Consider the following 20725-nt stretch of genomic DNA (forward strand, 5'->3'; position numbering starts at 1 on the left):
CGGCGACAGCCACCCCCCGGGACCACCCACCCACCCCGCACAGCCAGCACGACCAACCCCCGAACCCCAACCCCCGAACCCCAACCCCCGAACCCCAGCCACCACCGATCCACCCGACCCGGCGAATGGAAGATCGGTAGCCGCTCGCCGTTGACGCGGTCGAGCGATCGGGCACCGACGTCGAAGACCGGCGGTTCCGTCGATGCCGTCGAGATCGCTCTTCATCCTGCCCGGATCGGGACGAAAGGTAGGAGACCAACCGCGACAAGAGGAGAAGGGGGCAGGCAGCGCCTGGCTGCCCACAGATGCCGGCGCGCGCCGGCATCTCACAGGCGGCACACAGCATCGGCACACGGGTGGCACAGCTCGCCGACCGAGGGTGAGGAGCATGACGACGTGGATGCCTTCCTCGGCGACCGGAACCGGTGCCCCCGCGCAGCGCGTTCCCGCGGAGCAGACGCACGCCAGCACGGCAGTGGAGGACGACGGCCGACCGCGCCCGGTGCTCGACGTCGTCATCCCGGTCTACAACGAGGAGACCGATCTCGCCCCCTGCGTGCGCCGGCTGCACGCCCACCTGCGGGACACGTTCCCCTACCCGTTCCAGCTCACGATCGCCGACAACGCCAGCACCGACGGCACCCTCGGGATCGCGCTGGCGCTGGCGGAGGAGCTGCCCGGGGTACGCACGGTGCACCTCGACGCGAAGGGCCGCGGCCGGGCGCTGCACACCGCCTGGGCGATGTCGCCCGCGCCGGTACTCGCCTACATGGACGTCGATCTGTCCACCGATCTGGCCGCGCTGCTGCCGCTGGTCGCGCCGCTCATCAGCGGGCATTCGGACCTCGCGATCGGTACCCGGCTCGCCCGGACCTCCCGGGTGGTGCGCGGGCCGCGCCGGGAGGTGATCTCCCGCTGCTACAACCTGATCCTGCGCGGGACGCTCGCCGCCCGGTTCTCCGATGCGCAGTGCGGGTTCAAGGCGATCCGTGCCGACGCCGCCGCGGCGCTGCTGCCCCTGGTGGAGGACACCGGCTGGTTCTTCGACACCGAGCTGCTCGTCCTCGCCGAACGGGCCGGGATGCGCATCCACGAGGTGCCCGTCGACTGGATCGACGATCCGGACAGTCGGGTCGACGTCCTCGCCACGGCGATCGCGGACCTCAAGGGGGTCATCAGGCTGCTGCGGGCGCTGGGCACCGGGGCGCTGCCGCTGGCCGAGCTGCGCCGCGAGTTCGGCCGCGGCCCGCTGACCGCCACGGCCGGCCTCGGCGCGAGCGGTGGCGGCGGTGTGGATGGCAGCGGCGGCACGGATGGCGGCGGCGAGGCGGATGGCGGCGGGGCGGCGGGAGGGGTGCAGGTGCCGGGAGTGCCGCGGGGGCTGCCGGGTCAGCTCGTCCGCTTCGCCGTCATCGGGGTGGCCAGCACCCTGGCCTACCTGGTGCTGTTCGTCCTGCTGCGGACGGCCACCGGCGCGCAGGCGGCGAACCTGCTGGCGCTGCTCATCACCGCGGTGGCGAACACGGCGGCGAACCGGCGGCTCACCTTCGGGCTCACCGGTGCGGCCCAGGCCGGCCGGCACCACCTGCAGGGTCTGGTGGTGTTCGCCATCGGGCTGGGGCTGACCAGCGGCTCACTCGCGACGTTGCACGCGGCGAGCGACCATCCCGGCCGGGGCCTGGAGGTCACGGTCCTCGTGCTGGCGAACCTGCTGTCGACCGTCATCCGGTTCCTGCTGCTGCGGGCCTGGGTGTTCCGCCCGCGCCCGGCGACGCCCGGGGCCCCTTGAGACTGAGGCTCGGGCGCTGAGGCCCGGGCGCAACCGGCCAAGACCCCCACAGGGCCGCACGACCCGCGGGACTCGACCCGCAGGGCCCGCCGCCGGGATCGCGCGGCGGGCCCTGCGGGTGCGAGGTCGAGCCCTCGGCTCAGGGGCGGACGACGAGCAGCAGGTCGCCGACCTCGACGGAGTCGCCGCTGGTGCGGACGAGCTCGCCGACGGTGCCGGCGACGGGGCTGGTCACGGCGGCCTCCATCTTCATCGCCTCCACCACCGCGAGCTTCTGGCCCTGGGTGACGGTGTCCCCGGCGGCGACGGTGAAGGTGACGATGCCGGGCAGCCCGGCGCCGATCTGGTTCGGGTCGGCCGGGTCGGCGCGGCGCGCCGCGGCCGTCGTCGCCGTGATGGAGTTGTCCCGGACCCGGACCGGGCGGGGCTGGCCGTTGACCCGCAGGTAGAGGGTCCGCATGGCGGCGTCGTCCGGCTCGGACAGCGTCTCCAGCTCGATGATGATCTCCACGCCGGGTTCCAGCGTGACGGCCACCGGCACGCCGGGACGCAGCCCGTACAGGTAGGGCTCGGTCGGGACCAGCGAGGAGTCGCCGTAGCTGTCGGCGGCGGCCAGGTAGTCCTTCCACGGGCCGGGGAACAGCAGCCGGGACAGCGCCGCGCGGCGCCGGGCGCCGGGGACGGCGAGTTCGGCGGCGTCGGCGGGGTCGAGGTCGGCGGACGGCGGCGCCGGGTGGCGGCCGGCCAGCGCCCGCTCCCGGAACGGCTCGGCGAACCCGGCCGGCGGGGTGCCGAGCTCCCCGGCGAGGTAGCCCAGGACGCTCGCCGGCAGGTCGAAGCGCTCCGGATGCTCCCGCAGCGTGGCGACGTCCACCCCGCCGCCGACGAGGAACAGCGCCAGATCGCCGACGACCTTGCTGGTCGGCGTCACCTTGATCGGCTTGCCGAGCAGCTCGTTGGCGACCGCGTACGCCTCCTGCACGGCCGGCCAGCGCTCCCCGAGCCCCAGCGCGATCGCCTGCTGGCGCAGGTTGGTGAGCTGCCCGCCGGGGATCTCGTGCCGGTACACCGCCCCGGTCGGCGCCCGCAGGCCCGCCTCGAACGGCGCGTACAGGTCGCGCACCGCCTCCCAGTACGCCTCCATCGACGACAGCGCCGACAGCGCGATGCCCGTCGCCCGGGGGGTGTGGTCGGTCGCCGCGACCAGCGCCGACATGTTCACCTGGCTGGTGCCGCCGGACATCGGCGCGGCGGCGGCGTCGACGGCGTCCACCCCGGCCGCGGACGCGGCGAGCAGGGTGGCGAGCTGACCGCCGGCGGTGTCGTGGGTGTGCAGGTGAACGGGCAGGTCGAAGCGTGACCGCAGGGCGGTGACCAGCGTCGCCGCCGCGGCGGGACGCAGCAGCCCGGCCATGTCCTTGATTGCCAGCACGTGCACGCCGGCGGCGACGAGCTGCTCGGCGAGACGCAGGTAGTAGTCGAGGGTGTAGATCTGCTCACCCGGGTCGGACAGGTCGCCGGTGTAGCACAGGGTGCCCTCGGCGATCGCCGTGCCGGTCTCGAGAACCGCCTCGATCGCCGGGCGCATCTGTTCCATGTCGTTGAGCGCGTCGAAGATCCGGAAGAGGTCGACGCCGGTCGCGGCGGCCTCGGCGACGAACGCCCGCACCACATCGTCCGGGTACGGCGTGTAGCCGACCGCGTTGCGGCCGCGCAGCAGCATCTGCAGGCACAGGTTCGGCGCGGTGGTCCGCAGCGCCGCGAGCCGCTCCCACGGGTCCTCGGCCAGGAACCGCAGCGCCACGTCGTACGTCGCCCCGCCCCACGCCTCCAGGCTGAGCAGGTTCGGTGTCAGGGCGGCGAACGACGGCGCCGCCGCGAGGATGTCGAAGCTGCGCAGCCGGGTCGCCAGCAGCGACTGGTGGGCGTCGCGCAGCGTGGTGTCGGTGACCGCCAGCGCCTCCTGGGCGCGCAGCCGTGCCGCCCAGCCGGCGGGGCCGAGCTCGGCGAGCAGCTGCCGCGAGCCGGCGGGCACCGCGACACCGCCGACGCCCGCGCCGCCGGACAACCCATGGCCGCCGCCGGCGCCGAGGCAGGCGGGCGAGCCGGGACCGATCGCCACCCCCTGCCCGTCGGGCAGCAGCGGCAGCTCCGGCAGCCGGGTGCGCGGGTCGACCAGCACGTTCGCCGGGCGCCGGAACCCGTTGACGGTGCTCTCGGCGAGGCGGGCCAGCGTCCGGCTGGTCTGGTCGGTGCCCCGGCCGGGCAGGAGCAGCTCCGGGCGCTCGTCGATGAACGACGTCGTCACCCCGCCGGCGAGGAAGTCGGGGTCGGTCAGCACCCTCCCCAGAAAATCGATGTTGGTCCGGACGCCGCGGACCCGGAACTCGTTGAGTGCGCGGCGCGCCCGCCGGGCCGCCTTCTCCAGCGAGCCGCCCCGCGCGGTCAGCTTCACCAGCAGCGAGTCGAAGTAGGGGCTGACCTCGGCGCCGGCGTAGGTCGCGCCGTCGAGGCGGACGCCGGGACCACCCGGGGACTGATAGAAGCTGATCGTGCCGGTGTCGGGCCGGAAGCCGTCCGCCGGGTCCTCCGTGGTGACCCGGCACTGGATCGCGGTGCCGCGCAGCGTGATCTGCTCCTGGCCGAGGTTGAGGTCGGCGAGGCTCTCCCCGTCGGCGATGCGCAGCTGGGCCGCGACCAGGTCGACGCCGGTGACCTCCTCGGTGACCGTGTGCTCGACCTGGATGCGCGGGTTCATCTCCATGAACGTGTACTGGCCGTCGGCGCCGAGGAGGAACTCGACGGTGCCGGCGTTGACGTAGCCGACGTGCCGGGCGAAGCGGACCGCGTCCGCGCAGATGCTCGCCCGGACCGCCTCGTCCAGCATCGGCGCCGGGGCGATCTCGACGACCTTCTGATGGCGGCGCTGCACCGAGCAGTCCCGCTCGAACAGGTGGATGATGTTGCCGTACGCGTCGGCGAAGACCTGTACCTCGATGTGACGGGGCCGGTCCACGGCCTGCTCCAGGAACACGGTCCCGTCGCCGAACGCCGCCGCGGCCTCCCGGGAGGCGCTGGCCACCGCGTCGGCGAGGTCCGCCGCCCGCTCCACCCGGCGCAGGCCCCGCCCGCCGCCGCCCGCCGACGCCTTCACGAACAGCGGGAACCCGACCTCCTCGGCCGCCTGCGCCGCGCCCGCCCCGTCGGGCAGCGGCGTCGACGCGCGCAGCACCGGCAGGCCCGCCGCCATCGCCGCGTCGCGCGCCGCGACCTTGTCCCCCGTCAGCCGCAGCACCGACGGCGGCGGCCCGACGAAGGTCACGCCCGCCGCCGCGCACGCCTCCGCCAGCACCGCCGACTCCGACAGGAAGCCGTAGCCGGGGTGCAGCGCGTCCGCCTCCGCCTGCTTGGCCACCGTGAGCAGCGCATCGATGTCGAGGTAGCCCCGCACCGGGTGGCCCGGGCCGCCGAGCTCGTAGGCCTCGGACGCCTTCGTCCGGTGCAGCGCGGAAACGTCTTCCGGGGTGTACACCGCGACCGTGCGCAGCCCCAGTTCCTGGGCGGCTCGGAAGACGCGGACGGCGATCTCACTGCGGTTTGCGACCAGAACCTTACGCACGCGCGCCTCCTCGGACGGGGTGCGCATCATTGTGAGGGCCGCACGCGCCCACGCGCCAAAGCAACGTGTCGGGGGTCACGATCGACTGTTCGGGCTAACGTCACCACAAGGATGGCGCTATGGAGAACCAAGCCGCGACGGCGGCCGCGGCAGGTGGTGCTGCCGCGCGGCCGGAGAACTTCATGCAATCGCCGGACGCCACGCCGCCGGGGAACGATTCCACGCTGGGGCACCCAGCCGGGCACCCCGGGAACGCGCCCGGGAACGCGGGGAACCCGCCGGGCGACATCGTGGTGTTCGGTGCGACCGGGTACACCGGCCGGCTGGTCACCGCCGAGCTCGTCGCGGCCGGGCACCGGCCGGTGCTGGCCGGCCGCGTCGGCCCGCGGGTCGCCGCTCTCGCCGCCGACTACGACGGGCTGCCGACCGCGGTCGCCGACGCCGGGGACGCCGCGGCGCTGCGCCGGCTGCTGCGTGCGGGCGACGTGCTCGTCTCCACGGTCGGCCCGTTCGACCGGCTCGGCCGCCCGGCGGTGGCGGCGGCCGCCGCGGCGGGGGCGCACTACGTCGACTGCTCCGGCGAGGGGGCGTTCCTGCGCCACGTCTTCGCCGACGTCGGGCCGCGGGCGGCGGCGGCCGGGGGCGCCCTGCTCCCCGGTGCCGGTTTCGAGTTCGTACCGGGCAACCTGGCCGGAGCCCTCGCCCTGCACGCGGCCGGCGGCGCGGCCCGCCGGCTCGACGTCGGCTACTTCGTCTCCGGCCCGCGGGGGATGAGCAGCGGTACGCGGGCGACGCTGCTGGCCGCGTTCGGCGGGGGCGTCCTCGCGCTGCGCGACGGCCGGCTCGTGCAGCGGCCCCTCGCCCGGGAGGTTCGGGCGTTCTCGACCTCCGCCGATCGGGCCGTCCCCGCGGACCGGGCGGCGCGGCGCGCCCGGCGGGCCGTGCTGTGGTCGGGCGGGGAGGCGGTCACGCTGCCCCGGCTCGCACCGGCGTTGACCGACGTCTCGACCTACGTCGGCGGCGGCGGTGGCGCCCGGGCGGCGCAGGCGCTGTCGTTCCCGCTGGCCGGGCTGCGACGCCTGCCGCCGACCCGGGCGGCGCTCGGCGCGCTGGCCCGCGCCGCTCTGTCGACCAGCGGGCGCGGGCCGGACGCCCGGACCCGGGCACGCGCCGAGGCGCGGGTGGTCGCCTGCGTCCGCGACGGCACCGGCCGGGAGCTCGCCACCGTCGCGCTGGCCGGCCACGACCCGTACACGTTCACCGGGCGGATCATGGCCTGGATGGCGGGGCACCTCGCCTCGGGCACCGTCCGCCGCGTCGGCGCACTCGGCCCGGTCGAGGCGTTCGGCGTGGGCGATTTGGAGCGGGCCGCGCAGACGGCCGGGCTGCACCGGCTCACCTGACCGGCCGACCGCGGCCGGTGCGTCCCCGCAGGGGCCACCCAGCGGGGATCGCCCAGCGGGAATCAGTAGCGCCAGCGGGTGGCGGCCACGATGGCGGCCGGGTCGGCGCCGGCGAACCGGTCGATCTCCGCGCGCCGGACGGTGGCGACGGTGTCGTGCAGCGCCGGCCCGCAGGCGCGGCGCAACACGTCGTCGGCCGCGAAGGCGGCGACGGCCGCGCCGAGGTCGGTCGGCAGCCGGGCGATGCCGCGCCGGGCCCGCTCGGCGGGGTCGAGCGAGGCCGGGTCGACATCGACCGGCGGGGGCAGCCGGGCCTGGTCGACCAGGCCGGCGTGCCCGGCGGCGAGCAGGCCGGCCACCACGAGGTAGGGGTTGGCGGCGAGATCGAAGCACTTGATCTCCAGGTTCGCCGCCCGGCCCGCGGCCGCCGGCGGCCCGGGGATCATCCGCAGCGCCGCCTCCCGGTTCTCCAACCCCCAGCAGGCGTACGCACTCGCCCACTGGGAGGGCACCAGCCGCAGGTAGGAGGCCACGCTCGGCGCGCCGAGCGCCATCAGCGCCGGCAGCCGGGCGAAGATCCCGGCGGCGAACGCCTCACCGGTCGCGGTCAGGCCGGCCGGGCCGTCCCCGCCGCCCATCAGGTTGACCCGACCGCCGCCGGTCAGCCCGGCGCCCGGCGCCGCGCCGCCTGCACCCGTGCCCGGCCCGTAGCCGCCGAGCCCGGACGCACCGTTTGCCGCCGTCCCCGGCGCGCCGCCGAGGGCGGACAGGCCGGGGGGCGGCACGGCCGGGACACCGCCCGTGACCGCGGCGCCGGCCCGCCCGGACGGTGCCGGCCGCGACGGGCCGTCGCCGTCCTCGCCCCACAGGCTCAGGTGGACGTGCCCGCCGTTGCCGACGCCGTCGGCGAGGACCTTCGGCGCGAACGAGGCGCGCAGGCCGTGGCGCCCGCTGACCCCGCGCACGGTCTCCTTCACCAGCACACAGGTGTCCGCGGCGCCGAGCGGATCCTGCGCGGCGACCGAGACCTCGAACTGGCCGGCCGCGTACTCGGGGTGGATCTGCTCGACGACGAGCCCCTCCTCGGTCAGCGCCGTGACCACGTCGCGCAGGTAGTCGCCGAGCTCGGCGACGCGGGCCATCCCGTAGGCGGGGCCGCGGGCGGCGGGGGCGAAGCCGTCGGAGCCGGCCGGCGCGACGGCCCATTCGATCTCGAAGGCCATCGCCACCCCCAGCCCGCGTTCGGCCAGGCGCGCCGCCTCGACCCGGACGAGCTCCCGGGCGTCCTGGGGATGGGGCACGCCGCTCTGGTCGCGGCGGTCCACCGGCGCCCAGGCCCACCCGGGCTGGGCGGCGAGCGCGGTCAGCCGCTCCAGGTCCGGATGCAGCCGCAGGTCGCCGACCGGGCCGCCGGCGACGCGGCCGGCGATGATCCCATCGTCGACACCGAACGCGTCGAACACCGGGGATGCGCCGACGCCCCACACCACCGCCGCGTCCAGCCGGCCGACCGGCACGCCTTTCATCCGGGTGATGCCGCTGTTGTCGACGAAGGTGCAGGCGACGCAGACGACGCCGCGGACCTCCAGGTTCGTCGCCGCGTGCCGGGCAGCCGCGGCGAGCCGGTCGCGCTCGCGGCCGGCGTTGGCGCTGATCCGCGGCGCGGCTTCGTCCAACGCAGGCTCGTTCATGATCGGCCTTCCCGCGGATGCCGCTTGCGGCACGGATATCGCTGTCCCACGGATGTCGCCTTCCCCACGGATCCCACCCCCCGGTGGGTCTCGCCTGGCACCATGCTCGCGCGCCCGCGGGTCCAATGTCGGGTGGAACACCGGACGAGACCCCGCCCACACTGGTTCACCTGTCACGGACAGTCATATCGAATCGAGATCTCGCCGGGGATGCCCACTGTGCATCCCGCGGCCGCCAACAGTTGTCCACAGCTGTCGCCCCGACAAGAAGATCTGAAAACACGCCAACATCACTGATGTTCGGCTCGACTGTCCCCAGGGAGGCCGAAGTAATCCACAAGTTATCCACAGGCCCTGTTCACAAGTGCCAATAACGCAAAGTGACAGCTAGGGCCAGGCATGACCCGACCTCCCAGGGGGGATCAGTCGGGGATGGGGCGCTCCGGAGGCGTCGGCGGACCTGATCTCGTCGATCACGAGCTCGTCGACCATCACTGCCACGGCCTCATCCGGCGCGACCTGACCCGCCCGGAGTTCGAGAGCATGCTGACCGAGGCCGATCAGCCCGGCCCGCCGGGAACCACGCTGTTCGACAGCCAGATCGGCCTCGCCGTGCGGCGCTGGTGCGCCCCGGCCCTCGACCTGCCGCCGCACGCCGACCCCGAGACCTACCTGGAGCGGCGGGCCGAGCTCGGCCACGCCGAGGTGCACCGGCGGCTGCTCGGCGCCTCCGGGATCACCACCTTCTGCGTCGACACCGGCTTCCAGCCCGAGCCGCTCACCTGCGCCGCGGACCTCGCCGCGTTCGCTGGCGGGCGGGGCCTCGACGTCGTGCGCCTCGAACGGATCGCGGAACTGGCGGCCGTGGACGTGCTCACCGGGCAGATCGGGGTCGCCCACCTCGCCGACACGGTGCGCGCCCGGCTGACGGAACGCACCCCGTCGACGATCGCGGTGAAGTCGGTCGCCGCCTACCGCGCCGGGCTGGACCTGCCGGCGCAGCGGCCCACCGATCGGGAGGTCGCCGCCGCCACCCGCACCTGGATCAACGAGATCCGGGGCGGCGCCCCGATCCGGCTGCATGACCCCGTCCTGCATTCGTTCCTGATCTGGTGCGGGGTCGAGGCGCGGCTGCCGGTGCAGATCCACGTCGGCTACGGCGACGCCGATCTCGACCTCGCCCGCGGCAACCCCCTGCTGCTCACCGGCCTGCTGCGGGCGATCGCGCCGACCGAGGTCACCGTCCTGCTGCTGCACTGCTATCCGTTCCACCGTGAGGCCGCCTACCTCGCCCAGGTCTTCGCCAACGTCCACCTCGATCTGGGGCTCGCGATCAACAACACCGGGCGCGGCTCCATCGGCCTGATCGCGCAGGCCCTCGAACTCGCCCCGTTCGGCAAGTTCCTGTTCTCCACCGACGCCTACGCGCTCGGCGAGCTGTTCCTGCTCGGCGCGACGCTGTTCCGCCGCGGCCTGGCCGCCTTCCTCGCCGACGGCATCGACGACGACGCCTGGACCGCCGCCGACGCCACCCGGATCGCCCGGCTCGTCTGCGCCGACAACGCCCGGCGCGTCTACGACCTGCCCTAGCCGCACGCCGTGCCGCTCCTGGTGCCCGGTGCCTGGTGCCCGGTGCCCGGTGCGACGCCGGTACCGGCGTCGGCGGAGCAACACCCACGCGGGACGCGAAACCCCCGATTGATCGACCGGTCGCGCGCACGGCAAACCGGCCGCGGTGGGATCATTACGCACAGTCCCAGCAACCGGGGAGGACCGCGATGCCCGACAACCCCGCCGACCAGCAGCCCGACCCCACCGCCGAGCACGCCCCACCGCCCGCCGCCACCGACCCGACCCGACCACCCGGCACCGACCCGGACGCCGCCGCGAGCGCGGACCCGTCCGAGCCGTCCTTCGAAAGCCGCTATCCCCTGCGCCCCGTCGACTGGGACGGCAACTTCAGCCGGACCTGGCGCGAACGTGAGGGCAACGAGCTGACGAGACGCCTCGCAGCCGAACACGAAAGGAAATGGGAGGAGAACGCCGCCCGGCAGTCGTTGCGTGCAACGCTGGCGCGTCTGGACGCTGAGGCTGCGCGTGCGGAGAAGCAGAGGCATGAGGAAGGCGAGAAGCCGGCGGTTCGGATACGCAATGCGGAGCTGGAGCGCAAGTTGGACAAGCTTGACCGGTTGTCGCCTGACGACGGCGAGGAATCCCCCGAATCCGACGGGTCCGCCGGCCCGGGATGAGCGGTCAGCGACTGGCACCTGGGCCTATCGAAGATGGTCGAACAGCGGCTCGGTGGGGGCCGGCCGTTCCGTGGCGGCCGGCCGGTCGTGACGGGTCTGGCCGATGGCGTCGGTGAGGGCGCGGCGGGCGCGGGTGGTGTCGGCGTGAAAGGGGCCGCTCTCGCGCATGGTGTCGTTGAGCATGTCGCGGTAGAGGGGAACGGCATCGGCTGCGCGCCCGGCCTGGCGGTAGGTGTCGGCGAGGGTGTCCCGGTTGGCACGAGTGTCGGGATGATGGGCGCCGAGGACCTGCGTGCGGATCAGGTGGGTCCGCTCGGTCAGCTCCACGGCCTGCGGTAGCCGGCCGGTCTGGCGATAGACGGCGGCGAGGTCGTCGGCCGTGCGCAGGGTGCGAGCATCGCCGTTGCCGTGCATGCGGCCGTGGTCGGCGTGCAACCGTTCGAGCTGGGGCCGGGCCGCCTCGACGCGTCCGGTGTGGCGATAGGCGCCGATTAGGTCCTCCCGGGCGCCGACCGTCACCGGATCTTCGGGGCCGAGGATACGTTCATGGCGGTCGAGGATGCGTTCGAGGTGTCGGGCGGCCTCCGCGGGCCGTCCCAGCACGAGATGCGCGTCGGCGGTTCTCACGCGGGTCAGAATGGTATCTGGATGGTCGGGGCCGAGGACGCGTTCGCGACCTGCCAGCGCACGATCGAACAAGGGCACAGCCTGTTCGGGCCGGCCGGCGAGAAAATGCGCGCGTGCGAGCCCATGTGTGCTGTCCAGGGTCGCCGGATGCTCGGGGCCGAGAACACGGGTTCGGCCGCTCAGCGCCTCGTCGAACTCTCGCGCCGCATCGTCGAAACGACCATCCTGATCATAGGTGAGGGCCATCTGGTGGCGGGTCTCAAGGGTGTCAGGGTGATCGGGACCGAGAACGCGATCGCGTGCGATGAGGGTCTGTTCGGCGAGCGCGGAGGCATCGCCGGTTGCACCGGCCCGCTGGTAGGTGACGGCGAGCTGGTGGCCGGTGTCGAGGGCGGCGGGATGCTCGGTCCCAAGGATTCGTTGCCGATCTATGAGGGTCCTGCTGAGAAGGTGCGCTGCCTCGTCGCTGCGGCCGGCGGCGTCGTAGGCGCGGCCGAGGTGGTGGCGGCTGGTGAGGGTGTCAGGGTGGTCGGGGCCGTACAGGTGGGTGCGGGTGGCGAGGGTGTGTTCGAACAGGTTTATGGCGGCGTCGGAGTGGCCGGCCTGTTGGTAGGCCTGGGCGACGGTGTCGAGGCTGGCCAGGGTGTCGGGGTGGTCGGGGCCGAGGACGCGGGCGCGGTCGTTGGCGTTGGCGGCGGCCAGGGGGCCGGCGTCCTCGACGCGGCCGGTGGCCAGGGTGGCGCGGATGTGGGTTTCGCGGGCGGCCAGCGTGTCGGGGTGGTCGGGGCCGTCGAGGCGTTCCCGGGCGGCGCTGGCGCGGTCGGCCAGCGGGGTGGCCTGGTCGGGGTGGCCCTGTTCGAGCAGGTAGGCGGCGGTGTGTTCGGCGAGCCAGGCGGTGTGCGGGGTGTCGGCGTCCGCACTCGTGGCGTCGAGGACGGCAAGCGCGTGGGGCAGATGGTCGCTCCAGGCGGGCCAGGCATCCGGATTCGCGGTGATCTGCTCGGGCAGGGCGGCGCGCAGCATCCGGCCGGTCGCGTCGACGAGGCGGTCGGCCTGCTCGGGGGTGGTGTGGGCGCGCACGGCGCTGCGGACCAGGGCGTGCATGACCACGGCGTCGCCGTCGCGGTGGGCCAGACCGGAGCGTTCCAGCGCGGCGACGGTCCGGTGCAGGCCGAGGGGATGCTCGGCCGCCTCACGCAGCTGCGCGCCGGGGATCAGCTCCGCGTCGACGCGCGTCAGCCGGATCGGGAACGGCGCGTCACCGCCGTGCGCGGCGAAGCGCAGCAGCTCGCCGGCCGCCGGCGTCTCGGCGTCCAGCCGGCGGATCGGCTCGTCCCACAGCGAGGCGACGCTGTCCCCCGGCCGCCAGGGAACCCGCCCCTCCGGCAGGAGGATCTCCGGTCGATCCCGCAGCAGGCCGAGATAGTCCTGCGCGGAGATGCGGTCGACGCGGATGTGGTGCGCCGCCCCGTCCAGGGCGAGCGGATGATCCCCGAGCCGTGCGGCAATTCCTCCGGCCACCGTCCGATCGACCGTGGGTAGTCGGTCGGCGAGCAACGCGATCGCCTCCGCCCGCTCCAGCGGGCCGATCGGCACGGCCGGCCCGAACCGCTCCCAGTCGGGATTGCGCGAGGTCACCAGCAGCCGGCCGGTGCCGGCGGGCCGTAACCAGTCCGGCACCGCGGCGGTGTCGGCGGCGTCGTCCAGCACGATCAGCCAGCGGCCGTCCGCCTGGCCGAGGCGCGCCAGCACTGCCTGCGGCTCGGCACGCTCCGGAAGTCCCAGCGCGGGAGCGAGCGCGCGTACCCGCTCACCGACCAGCTCGGGGCGTCCCCCCGGCACCCACCAGACCGCGTCCAGATCCGCCCGATGCCGGTGGACGTAGGCGGCGGCCAGGCTGCTCTTCCCGATCCCGGCGATGCCGGTCAGCGCCACCAGCGGCGAGGCGGCCATGGCCGCGTCCAGCCGGCCCAGCTCCTCGGCCCGGCCCACGAAGCGGGCCGGGGTCTGCGGCACGTTCCACACCGCCGGCAGCTCCGGCGGGAACACCGGACCGCCCGGATACGCCGACCCGCCCGGCATGGCCGACCGGCCCGGGGACTCGAACCGGCCCGGGCCAGGCGCGGAACCCTCGACCCGGGCGGAGTCGCCGCGCACGGCGGCGAGCAGCGCCGTCTGCGCGGCAAGCCTGCCCCGGTCGACCAGGTTGATCGGCACGAGCTGGCCGAGCAGCCCCGGCACGGGACGGTCCGTCACCCGCGCGACCAGCAGGCGGCGCTCTCCGTCCGCCAGCCGCGGCGACCAGGCGGCACCCCACTCCGCAACGGCGGACGGCGACTCGAGATAGCCGTCGGAGACCACGGCGATCGTGTGCCGCGCCTGCCGCGTGGCCTGGTCCAACCAGGCCACGCGATGCATCCCCGGGATCAGGTCCCAGGACGCGAACCGCACCCGCAGCCCGGCGTCCTGCAACGTCCCGGTGATCCATTCGGCCCAGGGGCGCCCGTCCTCGGTGTACGACACGAAGCAGTCGAGAGCGCCCCCATCACCCTCGTCCGTCACCCGATAAGGATCGCATAGTCACCCAAACGTCTCATCGGAACTGCTACGGGCTGTCCTGGTTCGGCCACCACGGGAGCGGACTGTCGGCCACCTGCCGCCCCGACCCGGTGATTGAGGTCGGATCCTGACCGCAATCACCCCTAGCGTCGACGTCATCAGACCGACGACGAAGGACGGCAGACGATGACCATCACGAGCACCGACGCGACCACGGCCACTCCGAGCGCAGCCACCCCGACCGCAGCCACCCCGAGCGCGGGGACCGGCGGGCAGGCTGCGGGCACGGCCCCGGCCGCGCCCACCGGCGAACGCGCCGAGCTGTTGGCGAGCCTGGCCCGGCGCCGCTTCTTCCTCCGCTTCACCGTGCAGAACCTCGGCGACGAGGAGGCCGGGCGGCGCACCACGGTCAGCGAGCTGAACCTCGCCGGCCTGATCAAGCACGTCGCGATCACGGAACGGCAGTGGTTGGACTTCGTCCTCGTCGGCACGGCGGCGTTCGACGGCGACCTGACGGCCCGCGAGAAGGAGTACCACGACGGGTTCCGGCTGCTGCCCGGTGAGACGCTGGCCGGCATGCTCGACCTCTACGACGAGGTCGCCCGCCGCACCGAGCGGATCGTCACCGAGGCCGCGGACCTCGACGACGCCCACCCGCTGCCCTCGGCGCCGTGGTTCGAGCCCGGCGCGAGCTGGTCGGTGCGACAGGTCCTGCTGCACCTCATCGCCGAGACCGCCCAGCACTGCGGGCACGCCGACATCCTGCGCGAGTCGCTCGACGGCGCCCGCACAATGGGCTGACGCGCCGGGGCGTCAGCCGGCCGCGGCGTCGGCGGGGGCCGGTGGGCACAGGCAGAACGGGTGCCCGGCGGGGTCGAGCAGCACCCGCCAGCGCTCGCCGCCGGGCTGGAAGGCCGCCTGGGTGGCGCCGAGCTCCTCGGCGCGGGCGATCGCAGCGGGCAGATCCTCGACTCGGAAGTCGAGGTGGAACTGCTGCGGCACCTCCTGGTCCGGCCAGCGCGGCGGCCGGTAGTCCGCCACCCGTTGGAATCCGATCATGATCTCGGTGCCCGGCGGGGTCAGGTAGGCCCAGGCGCCCCCGTCGTCGGCGCCCCCGACGCCCCAGCCGGTCAGCTCGCCGTAGAAGGCCGCGAGCTCCCGGGCGTCCGGACAGTCGAGCATCAGCCCCGCCCACGCCGCCGGCGTGACGCCCGCCGAGGCCGTCGCCTCTTCGGCCACCGCGCCGCCGACCTTCTCCGTTCCCGTCATGGTCATCTCCCTTCGGACCTGGTGAAGTTGCCTGCGCCATCCATCCTGGGCGGGATACCTGACTTCCTCTGTCAGGATTGGCGCGCAAGAATGCGGGCATGCGTGCCAGCCGGCTGCTGTCCGTCCTGATGCTGTTGCAGACGCGGGGCAAACTGACGGCGCGCCAGATCGCCGACGAGCTGGAGGTGTCCGTCCGGACCGTCCACCGGGATCTGGACTCCCTGGCGCAGGCCGGCGTCCCGGTGCTGGCCGACCGTGGCGTCACCGGCGGCTACCGGCTGCTCGCCGGCTACCGCACCCGGCTGACCGGGCTGACCGCGGACGAGGCCGACTCGCTGTTCCTCGCCGGAATGCCGGCCGCCGCCGCCGAGCTGGGCCTCGGCGCGATGCTCGCGGCGGCCGAGCTGAAGCTCCTGGCGGCGCTGCCGGAGCCACTGCGCGAGCGGGCCGGCCGGGTGCGCGAGCGCTTCCACCTCGACGCGCCCGGCTGGTTCCGGGCGACCGAGGACACGCCGCTGCTCGCTGAGGTGGCCGACGCGGTCTGGGCGCAGCGCCGCATCCGGGTCACCTACCGCCGCTGGCGGGCCCCCCGCGAGGTCGACCGCGTCCTCGACCCGCTCGGCATCGTCCTCAAAAGCGGCACATGGTACCTCGTCGCGGCCCTCGCCCCGTCACCCGAACCCGCCCCGTCACCCGAACCCGCCCCACCGGCCGAACCCGCCCCACCGGCCGAACCCGTACCCCCGGCCGGCCCCACGACACCGACCGGCCCCGAGACGCCGGCCAGACCCGAGGCACCCATGGGGACGCGGGTATACCGGGTAGGAAAGATCCTGTCCTCGGCGCTGACGGGGGAGGGCTTCGACCGGCCGCCCGACTTCGACCTCGCCGCCTACTGGGCGACCTGGACGGCCCGCTACGAGGCCGCGGTCTACCGGGCGACGGCGACGGTGCGGCTGTCCCCGGCGGGGCTGGCGATGGCGCCGTTTCGGCTGCCACCGGCGGTCAGTCGGGCCATCCGGAACAGCGCGGGAGCGCCGGAGACGGACGGCTGGGTCCGCGCGCGGCTGCCGATCGAGTCGGTCCGGCACGCGCAGGGCGAGCTGCTGGCGCTCGGCCCCGACCTGGAGGTGCTCGATCCCCCAGAACTGCGCGCCACCCTGGCCGAGGCGGCCGCCGCCCTCGCCCGCCTCTATGCCGCCAGCCCGCCGGAGCCCGCCACGCGCATCCGGACGGCTTCACCGGACAGCCGTTGAAACGTCCTCGGGACGTCCTCAGGGCGCCGGGCGGAGTGCGGCGACGCGCGAGGCGGGCGCGGTGGGCGCGGCGACCGGCGGGGACGGCGGGGGCGCGCCGACCGGCGGGGGCAGCAGGAGGCGGAAGGTGGTGCCGGCGCCGACGGCGCTGATGACCTCGACCCGGCCGCCGTGGGCCTGCGCCGTCGCCGCGACGATCGACAGGCCCAGCCCGCTGCCGCCGCGGCCCTGGGCCCGGCTGTCCGCGGCCCGGTAGAAGCGGTCGAAGACGTGGTCGGCAACCTCGGGCGGCAGGCCCGGCCCGTGGTCGATCACGTCGAGCACGGCGCCGCCGGGAGGGGTCCCCGGCCCGTCGGCCGCGTCTCCCGGACCCGCAGCACCTCCCTGGGCTGCCGCCCTGGCCGTGGCACGCAGGCGGACTTCGACGGCCGCGTCGGGCGGGGTGTGGACGCGGGCGTTGGTGAGCAGGTTGCCGACGAGCTGGCGCAGCGCGTCCGGGTCCCCGAGGACGGGGCAGCCCGCCGGGAGCTCGGCGCGCACCGGGCGGTCGGGGGCGGCGGCGCGCAGGTCGGCGACGGCGTCGCGGACGAGGGCGGCGAGGTCGAGCTCGACCCGCCGCGGCGGGCGCTGCTCGTCGAGGTGGGCGAGGTAGAGCAGGTCGTCGACGAGGCTGCCCATCCGCGCCGCCTCCTGCTGGATGCGGCGCAACGCCCGGTCGGTCTCGTCCGCCGGCACTATTCCGGCGCGCAGCAGGTCGGCGTACCCGCGGATGGACGTCAGCGGCGTGCGCAGCTCATGCGAAGCGTCCGCGGCGAAGCGGCGCACCTGCTCCTGGGAGGCTACCCGGGCGGCGAACGCGGCCTGAATCTGGCCGAGCATCATGTTGAGCGCCGTGGCGAGCTGCCCGGTCTCGGAGCGCGTCGGCCCGGTCGGCACCCGCCGGTCGAGGTCCCCGCCGGCGATCGCCGCCGCGGTGTCGACCATCTGCCGTAGCGGGCGCAGGCCGCGGGTGAGCCACAGCCAGGCCAGGGCGGCCATCGCGGCGAGCACGGCCGCCCCGACCGCCAGCTCGATGAGCACCAGCCGGCGCACCGTGTCCGCGACCGGCCGCAGCGGCAGCGCGACGAGGACCCGGGTGCCACCCGGGAAGGCGCGCTGCACCGCCCGGTAGCGCTGCCCCGCCGAGGCGACCGTGAAGGTGGCGGAAAGCTCCGACCGTCCCGCACCGGTCCCGGCGCCACCGCCCGCACCACCCTCGCCGCCCGCACCGGACCGCCCGGCGACGGACGGCAGCCCAACCACGTCCAGCAACGGCGTGGCCGGCGGCGGGGGGCTCGCGGAACCGGCCACCCGCAGTACCGTGCCGTCGCGGCGGCGGATCTCCACCAGATAGTCGGTGGGGCCCACGGCCCGCTCCACCCCGGCACGGTCCAGCGTCGGGGAGCGGGTCAGCAGGGCGATGATCGGCAGCCGGCCGAGCACCTCGGCGCGGCCGAGCTGCTGGTCGACGCGGTCGTAGAGGTAGGAGCGCAGCGCGAACGCGCTCGCCGTGCCGGCGACGGCGAGGCCGAGGGCGCACAGCGCCACGAGTCCGGCCATCAGTTTCAGTCGCAGCGTCACCGGCCGGTCCCCATCGCGGGCAGGCGCAGTGCGTAGCCGAATCCGCGCTGGGTATGGATGAGCGACGGGCCGTGCCGGCCCAGCTTGCGCCGCAGGTAACTGACGTACTGGTCGACCACGGTCGGCTCGCCCGCGAAGTCGTAGCTCCACACCGCGTCGAGGATCTGCGCCCGCGACAGCACCCGGTGGGGATTGGTCAGGAAGTACCGCAGCAGGCAGAACTCGGTCGGCGACAGCTCTATCGGCTCGCCGGCTCGGCGGACGACGTGGGTGTCCGGGTCGAGTTCGACGTCGGCGAAGCGAAGGATGGCCGACGGGTCGGGCGCGGGCTCGGCCCGCGGCGGGGACGTCCGGCGCAGCACGGCCCGCGCCCGCGCGATCAGCTCGTCCACGGCGAACGGCTTGGTGACGTAGTCGTCCCCGCCGTAGGTCAGGCCGACGATCTTGTCGCGGTGGGCGTCCCGGGCGGTGAGGTAGACGACGGGCACGCTCTGGCCGCCGGCCCGCAGGGTCCGGCAGACCTCGAAGCCGTCGACGTCGGGCAGCATCACGTCGAGGATCATGAGATCCGGGCGGGCCTGGACCGCGAGCTCCAGCGCCGCCCGGCCGGTCGCCGCGGTCAGGACGTCGAAGCCGTGGAAGCGCAGGGCCATCCGGAGCAGGTCGACGATGTTCGGCTCGTCGTCGACGACCAGCACCCGCGGGGCTCCTGCCATGTCCGGCTCCCTCGATGTCTCGTTGCGGCGACCCGGCGGCCGATCCGGCGGCCGATCCGGACCCGGAGGTCGAGTTCATCCGAGCATCGTGAGAGTTCCATGTGAAGGGACCGGTGCCGCGCGCCGGCCGGCCCGCCCAGGGCCCGGTCCAGACATCCTGGTGGCACAGCCGGACTGGCCGGCCGGAACAGTCTGGCGACCGGGAATCCACACCCGTGGGACATGGTTGACGCGCGTCCAGTCTGGAACAGTTTCCCAATGACAGCACTCACGGACACCGAGCTACTTCGCGAGCTGGAGCCCATCGCCGAGGCGAACGTGAACCGGCATCTCGGCATCGCCACCGAGTGGATGCCGCACGACTACGTCCCCTGGAGCCAGGGCCGGGATTTCGACACCGTTCCCTGGGAGCCCGGCCAGTCGTCCCTCTCGAAGGCCGCGCAGATCGCCTTCGAGGTCAATCTGCTCACGGAGGACAATCTCCCGAGCTATCACCGGGTCATCGCGGAGGGTTTCAGCCAGGATGGCGCCTGGGGCACCTGGGTGCACCGGTGGACGGCCGAGGAGGGCCGCCACGCGATCGCGATGCGCGACTACCTGATGGTCACCCGGGCGGTCGACCCGGTCGCCCTCGAACGTGACCGCATGTACCAGATGAGCAGGGCCTTCAACCGGCCCGGCATCACGCCGCTGCAGTCGATGGCCTACGTGTCCTTCCAGGAGCTGGCGACCCGCGTCAGCCATCGCAACACGGGGCGCTTCTGCGCGGAGCCGGTCGCCGAGAAGCTGCTGGCCCGCGTCGCCGCTGACGAGAACCTGCACATGATCTTCTACCGGAACCTGGTCGCCGCCGCGTTGGAGATCGCCCCGTCCCGGACGGTGGAGGCCATCCGGGACGAGATCCTCGGTTTCCAGATGCCCGGCGTCGGCATCCGCGACTTCGGCCGCAAGGCCATCCAGATCGCCCGAGCCGGCATCTACAACCTGCGCATTCACCATGACGACGTGGTGGTGCCGATCCTGCGCCAGTGGCGTTTCTTCGACCTGACGGGATTGGACGCCGCAGGCGAGCAGGCCCGCGAGGAGGTCGCCGCCTTCCTCGCCGGCCTCGACGCGGCCGCCACTCAGCAGCAGGCGAAGTTCGAACAGACCCAGGCCCGGTTGGCGCGGCGCGCGGAGGCGTTGACCACGGTCTAGCCGGACTGCGCCTGGCCGGACTGCGCCTGGCCGGACTGCGTCCGACGGCGCCGCGGTGCGCGGACCCACTGTCCGTAGTGTCCCGATCTGGGATGTTCGTGCTAGGGTCCGACCGTCGCAGCCGTCGACGGATGGAGCTCCCGTGAGCGTGCACCGAGGGAGCGTCCGGATCACCCTCCCGCAGCTCGGGCTGGGGATCGTGGCCATCGCCGCCGTGGCCGTCGCGGTCCTGATCGGGCAGCGCGGCGCCCCCGCCCCGGACGACGACGCGGTCGGCGCCAGGGAACCGATCCCCTCCGCCACCGACGTCACCACCGCTGCACCGCTCCCCGGCCGGCCCCTCACCAGCCGGCCCTCCGCCGCCGCTTCGGTCGCGGCCGGCGGAGGCACCGCCTCCCCGCCGGACGGGCGCAAGGACGCGGCGCCCCCAGTCCCACGCGCCACCGTCGCGGACTCGCCGGCGACGAACCCGGCCTGGGCCGGCCCGAGCGCCGGGAGCACCACGGGCGCCGGCCGCACGGCCATGACCGTGGCGGCACCGTCCGGGCCGCACCGCGCCCCGACGCCCGCACCGCCCCGCCGCGGCTCGGGCGCCGATCCCGGCGTCGTCGTGCGGGTCCCACCGATCGTCATGCCGAGCTGCCTCGTCGGCTGCTGACCCGCCGACCCACCGACCCGACCCGACCCGACCCGCCGAGCCGCACCCGAGCCGCGCCCGAGCCGCGAGGCC

General features: G+C 74.5%; 14 protein-coding genes. 8 read left to right on the plus strand and 6 right to left on the minus strand.

Going from position 1 to position 20725, the window contains the following annotated elements:
* Positions 1 to 388 precede the first annotated feature (388 nt).
* Positions 389 to 1789: a bifunctional glycosyltransferase family 2/GtrA family protein gene (locus FRAQA3DRAFT_RS20025; RefSeq protein WP_009740875.1), complete on the plus strand. Its 1401-nt coding sequence runs from the start codon at positions 389 to 391 to the stop codon at positions 1787 to 1789.
* Between the two features lie 139 nt (positions 1790 to 1928).
* Here the strand turns inward: FRAQA3DRAFT_RS20025 and FRAQA3DRAFT_RS20030 are convergent, their stop codons facing one another.
* On the minus strand, positions 1929 to 5408 hold the full coding sequence (locus FRAQA3DRAFT_RS20030; protein WP_009740876.1) for a pyruvate carboxylase: 3480 nt from the start codon (positions 5406 to 5408) through the stop codon (positions 1929 to 1931).
* A 119-nt stretch (positions 5409 to 5527) separates the two neighbouring features.
* Between FRAQA3DRAFT_RS20030 and FRAQA3DRAFT_RS20035 the strand changes: the two genes are divergently transcribed.
* Positions 5528 to 6811, plus strand: a complete 1284-nt coding sequence (locus FRAQA3DRAFT_RS20035; RefSeq protein ID WP_009740877.1) for a saccharopine dehydrogenase NADP-binding domain-containing protein — start codon at positions 5528 to 5530, stop codon at positions 6809 to 6811.
* A 62-nt stretch (positions 6812 to 6873) separates the two neighbouring features.
* Here the strand turns inward: FRAQA3DRAFT_RS20035 and FRAQA3DRAFT_RS20040 are convergent, their stop codons facing one another.
* Entirely contained in the window at positions 6874 to 8502 is a 1629-nt protein-coding gene (locus FRAQA3DRAFT_RS20040) for a glutamine synthetase family protein (protein ID WP_009740878.1), read from the minus strand.
* Between the two features lie 432 nt (positions 8503 to 8934).
* On the opposite strand from FRAQA3DRAFT_RS20040, the gene FRAQA3DRAFT_RS20045 reads away from it, so the two are divergent.
* Together FRAQA3DRAFT_RS20045 and FRAQA3DRAFT_RS20050 are read left to right on the plus strand one after the other, a co-directional pair.
* A complete protein-coding gene (locus tag FRAQA3DRAFT_RS20045; protein WP_009740879.1) occupies positions 8935 to 10092 on the plus strand; it encodes an amidohydrolase family protein in 1158 nt (385 codons plus the stop codon).
* Between the two features lie 188 nt (positions 10093 to 10280).
* Positions 10281 to 10751 (plus strand): hypothetical protein, encoded by a 471-nt coding sequence (locus tag FRAQA3DRAFT_RS20050; protein ID WP_009740880.1) that lies wholly within the window; start codon positions 10281 to 10283, stop codon positions 10749 to 10751.
* 24 nt (positions 10752 to 10775) lie between these two features.
* Here the strand turns inward: FRAQA3DRAFT_RS20050 and FRAQA3DRAFT_RS20055 are convergent, their stop codons facing one another.
* Complete coding sequence (locus FRAQA3DRAFT_RS20055; RefSeq protein ID WP_009740881.1) at positions 10776 to 13940, minus strand: toll/interleukin-1 receptor domain-containing protein; 3165 nt, start codon at positions 13938 to 13940, stop codon at positions 10776 to 10778.
* Positions 13941 to 14123: 183 nt separating this feature from the next.
* Here FRAQA3DRAFT_RS20055 and FRAQA3DRAFT_RS20060 point away from each other — a divergent pair, with 183 nt between their 5' ends.
* Entirely contained in the window at positions 14124 to 14738 is a 615-nt protein-coding gene (locus FRAQA3DRAFT_RS20060) for a DinB family protein (RefSeq protein ID WP_009740882.1), read from the plus strand.
* A 12-nt stretch (positions 14739 to 14750) separates the two neighbouring features.
* Here FRAQA3DRAFT_RS20060 and FRAQA3DRAFT_RS20065 read toward each other — a convergent pair whose 3' ends face one another.
* Positions 14751 to 15206, minus strand: coding sequence for a VOC family protein (locus FRAQA3DRAFT_RS20065; RefSeq protein ID WP_009740883.1), 456 nt, complete (start codon positions 15204 to 15206; stop codon positions 14751 to 14753).
* 98 nt (positions 15207 to 15304) lie between these two features.
* Here FRAQA3DRAFT_RS20065 and FRAQA3DRAFT_RS20070 point away from each other — a divergent pair, with 98 nt between their 5' ends.
* On the plus strand, positions 15305 to 16462 hold the full coding sequence (locus FRAQA3DRAFT_RS20070) for a YafY family protein (protein ID WP_009740884.1): 1158 nt from the start codon (positions 15305 to 15307) through the stop codon (positions 16460 to 16462).
* Positions 16463 to 16480: 18 nt separating this feature from the next.
* On the opposite strand, the gene FRAQA3DRAFT_RS20075 is transcribed toward FRAQA3DRAFT_RS20070, so the two are convergent.
* Both FRAQA3DRAFT_RS20075 and FRAQA3DRAFT_RS20080 read right to left on the minus strand, forming a co-directional pair.
* On the minus strand, positions 16481 to 18082 hold the full coding sequence (locus tag FRAQA3DRAFT_RS20075; protein ID WP_009740885.1) for a HAMP domain-containing sensor histidine kinase: 1602 nt from the start codon (positions 18080 to 18082) through the stop codon (positions 16481 to 16483).
* Entirely contained in the window at positions 18079 to 18798 is a 720-nt protein-coding gene (locus tag FRAQA3DRAFT_RS20080) for a response regulator transcription factor (RefSeq protein ID WP_009740886.1), read from the minus strand. Before FRAQA3DRAFT_RS20080 ends, FRAQA3DRAFT_RS20075 begins: the two co-directional genes overlap by 4 nt.
* A gap of 258 nt (positions 18799 to 19056) precedes the next feature.
* On the opposite strand from FRAQA3DRAFT_RS20080, the gene FRAQA3DRAFT_RS20085 reads away from it, so the two are divergent.
* Complete coding sequence (locus FRAQA3DRAFT_RS20085) at positions 19057 to 19995, plus strand: acyl-ACP desaturase (RefSeq protein ID WP_009740887.1); 939 nt, start codon at positions 19057 to 19059, stop codon at positions 19993 to 19995.
* Positions 19996 to 20137: 142 nt separating this feature from the next.
* Positions 20138 to 20653, plus strand: coding sequence for a hypothetical protein (locus FRAQA3DRAFT_RS20090; protein WP_009740888.1), 516 nt, complete (start codon positions 20138 to 20140; stop codon positions 20651 to 20653).
* The last annotated feature ends 72 nt before the right edge of the window (positions 20654 to 20725 follow it).

Source organism: Frankia sp. QA3, assembly GCF_000262465.1.
Lineage (GTDB): Bacteria > Actinomycetota > Actinomycetes > Frankiales > Frankiaceae > Frankia.

Excerpts from the sequence above, each read along its gene's own strand:
- FRAQA3DRAFT_RS20050 (WP_009740880.1), top strand. The coding sequence starts at position 10,281 with ATGCCCGACAACCCCGCCGACCAGCAGCCCGACCCCACCGCCGAGCAC.
- FRAQA3DRAFT_RS20085 (WP_009740887.1), top strand. The coding sequence starts at position 19,057 with ATGACAGCACTCACGGACACCGAGCTACTTCGCGAGCTGGAGCCCATC.
- FRAQA3DRAFT_RS20065 (WP_009740883.1), bottom strand. The coding sequence starts at position 15,206 with ATGACGGGAACGGAGAAGGTCGGCGGCGCGGTGGCCGAAGAGGCGACG.
- FRAQA3DRAFT_RS20045 (WP_009740879.1), top strand. The coding sequence starts at position 8,935 with ATGGGGCGCTCCGGAGGCGTCGGCGGACCTGATCTCGTCGATCACGAG.
- FRAQA3DRAFT_RS20080 (WP_009740886.1), bottom strand. The coding sequence starts at position 18,798 with ATGGCAGGAGCCCCGCGGGTGCTGGTCGTCGACGACGAGCCGAACATC.
- FRAQA3DRAFT_RS20025 (WP_009740875.1), top strand. The coding sequence starts at position 389 with ATGACGACGTGGATGCCTTCCTCGGCGACCGGAACCGGTGCCCCCGCG.
- FRAQA3DRAFT_RS20035 (WP_009740877.1), top strand. The coding sequence starts at position 5,528 with ATGGAGAACCAAGCCGCGACGGCGGCCGCGGCAGGTGGTGCTGCCGCG.
- FRAQA3DRAFT_RS20070 (WP_009740884.1), top strand. The coding sequence starts at position 15,305 with ATGCGTGCCAGCCGGCTGCTGTCCGTCCTGATGCTGTTGCAGACGCGG.
- FRAQA3DRAFT_RS20060 (WP_009740882.1), top strand. The coding sequence starts at position 14,124 with ATGACCATCACGAGCACCGACGCGACCACGGCCACTCCGAGCGCAGCC.
- FRAQA3DRAFT_RS20040 (WP_009740878.1), bottom strand. The coding sequence starts at position 8,502 with ATGAACGAGCCTGCGTTGGACGAAGCCGCGCCGCGGATCAGCGCCAAC.